Source organism: Nonomuraea sp. NPDC001684 (assembly GCF_053596515.1).
Genome location: NZ_JBSFGJ010000796.1, coordinates 1 through 2,187, shown reverse-complemented (window position 1 = coordinate 2,187; position 2,187 = coordinate 1). Strand labels below are relative to the sequence as shown.

3 protein-coding genes are annotated in these 2,187 nt (G+C 75.1%); 2 read left to right on the top strand and 1 reads right to left on the bottom strand.

The features are described from left to right. The coding region (locus tag ACWCSD_RS51845; RefSeq protein WP_449927155.1) for a Sir2 family NAD-dependent protein deacetylase at positions 1-697 on the top strand (697 nt) is incomplete at its 5' end. A gap of 160 nt (positions 698-857) precedes the next feature. Then, positions 858-1,145 (top strand): YchJ family protein, encoded by a 288-nt coding sequence (locus ACWCSD_RS51840; protein WP_358300042.1) that lies wholly within the window; start codon positions 858-860, stop codon positions 1,143-1,145. Here ACWCSD_RS51840 and ACWCSD_RS51835 read toward each other — a convergent pair. After that, the coding region (locus ACWCSD_RS51835; protein WP_449927151.1) for a DUF917 domain-containing protein at positions 1,115-2,187 on the bottom strand (1,073 nt) is incomplete at its 5' end. The two genes, ACWCSD_RS51840 and ACWCSD_RS51835, sit on opposite strands and share 31 nt — an antisense overlap.

Sequence of the window (2,187 nt, the reverse complement as noted above, 5' to 3'; positions counted from 1 at the left end):
GTCCCGGCGTGCCGAGCCGATGACGTACCAGCGCTTCACCGGCAGCGCCGAGGCGCGCCGGCGCTACTGGGCGCGCAGCCACGTCGGCTGGCGGCAGATCGGCCGGGCCGCACCCAACGCCGGCCACCGCGCGGTGGCCGAGCTGGAGCGGCGCGGACTGCTGGCCGGCATCGTCACCCAGAACGTCGACGGGCTCCACCAGGCCGCCGGGGCGCGCCGGGTGATCGAGCTGCACGGCGGCCTCGACCGCGTCGTGTGCCTGTCGTGCCGCGAACGCACCCCGCGCGCCGAGCTGGAGCGCCGGCTCAGCGCGGCCAACCCGCGCTGGGCCGCCGAGGGCCGCGTCAACCCCGACGGCGACGCCGCCCTCACCGACGCCCAGGTCGCCGGGTTCCAGGTGGTCGACTGCGTCTCCTGCGGTGGTCTGCTCAAGCCCGACGTGATCTTCTTTGGCGAGAACGTGCCGAGGGATCGGGTGGCGGAGTGCTTCGCGCTCGTGGGCGGGGCGCGCTCGCTGCTCGTGCTGGGGTCGTCGCTGGCGATCAGGTCGGGGCTGCGCTTCGTCACCAGGGCCGCCGAGCTCGGGCTGCCCGTCGCCATCGTCAACCAGGGCCCGACCGGCGCCGACGCCGACGCCGCGCTCCTGCTGGACGCCCCGCTCGGCGCCACCCTGACCGAGCTGGCCGCCCGCCTCTGACCCGCACGCCCGTACCGGGCGGAGCGCGAGGCGGCGCCGGGGCGGCACAATGGGGGGCATGCCTCCTCGTCCATGCCCCTGCGGTCTGCCCGCGTCCTACGCGGACTGCTGCGGGAGATACCACCGCGGTGAGGGGTCGGCCCCCACCGCGGAGTCGCTCATGCGGTCCAGGTTCAGCGCGTTCGCCGTGGGCGACGAGGCCTATCTCATGGCCACCTGGCATCCCGCCGACCGCCCGGCCCGCCTCGACCTCGACAGGAAGGTCGCCTGGACGGAGCTGGAGGTGCTGGAGAGCACCGGCGGCAGCCCCGTCCACACCGAGGGCACCGTGCGGTTCCGCGCCCACTTCGTCAACCGGCGGGTGCCGGGCGTGCTCGACGAGCACAGCAGGTTCGTCCGGCTGGACGGCCGCTGGGTCTACGCCGGGGTCGTGGCCGGCGGCCGGTAGTCGCAGTCGTAGCCGAAGTACCGCGGCCCGGCCAGTTCCAGGCCGCCCGGCGAGGTCCAGCGCGAGTCGCAGGGCACGGCGATGACCGTGACGCGCAGGCCGTAGCGCATGGCCTCGGTGGTGACCGGCTCGCCCGAGTCGGTGTCCAGCACGCAGATCAGGTCGGGCGTGGTGGCCACGATCTCGCCGTCCCGGCGGGCCAGCAGGTGCTCGTTCTGGAAGCTGAGCTCCAACGTGCCGGTGCCCTCCAGACGGGCCTGGCCGCGGGCGAAGCCGCCGGTGGTGCGGCGCTCGACGTCCACGACCTTGCCGGTGAACAGCTTCAGGCCGCCCAGCACGTCCAGGGCCGCCGCCACCGGGTCGGCGTGCCCGGCGCGGGCCAGCCGCACGGCCCGGCCCAGGTCCTCGGCCAGCGTCAGCGTGGCCGGCACCAGACCGTCGCGCAGCTGGTCGCCGCGCATGACGGTGTCGGCGCAGGAGACCTGGCAGCCCATCTGCACGCACGCCGCCCTGGCCAGGCGCTCGGCCCACACGTTGGACACCGTCTCCAGCACCAGCGTGTTGCCCTTGTCGTCGGCCAGCGCCATCGGCGTGTTCGGCACGCCGATCAGCGTCGGCAGCACCATCTGCGCCTCGGGGAAGGCGCGGCCCATCGCGTCGCCGTCCACGATCGGCAGGCCCGCCTGCGCGGCGGCGGCGATCGGGATCATCGAGTTCACGCCGCCGACCTCGATGGGCACGATGTGCGTGGCCTGACGGCCGAGCACCGCCTCCAGGGCGCGCAGCGCGGTCAGCTCCTCGGTGCCCGCCGGCAGCTTCTCCAGCAGCACGGTCGGCGCCCCCATGCCCGAGACCGCCACGACGGTCGCGTCCGCGGGCACCTCGTCGATGGCCACCAGCGGCACGGGACCGTGCCTGCGGATGGCCTCGCGGGCCAGCAGCTTGCCCACGTACGGGTCGCCGCCGCCGAACGCCGCCGTCCCCGTCCGACGCCAGCGCTGCCGCACGTCGTGCTTGGCCTGGATGGCCGGCGCGGTGGTGG

Excerpts from the sequence above, each read along its gene's own strand:
- ACWCSD_RS51840 (WP_358300042.1), top strand. The coding sequence starts at position 858 with ATGCGGTCCAGGTTCAGCGCGTTCGCCGTGGGCGACGAGGCCTATCTC.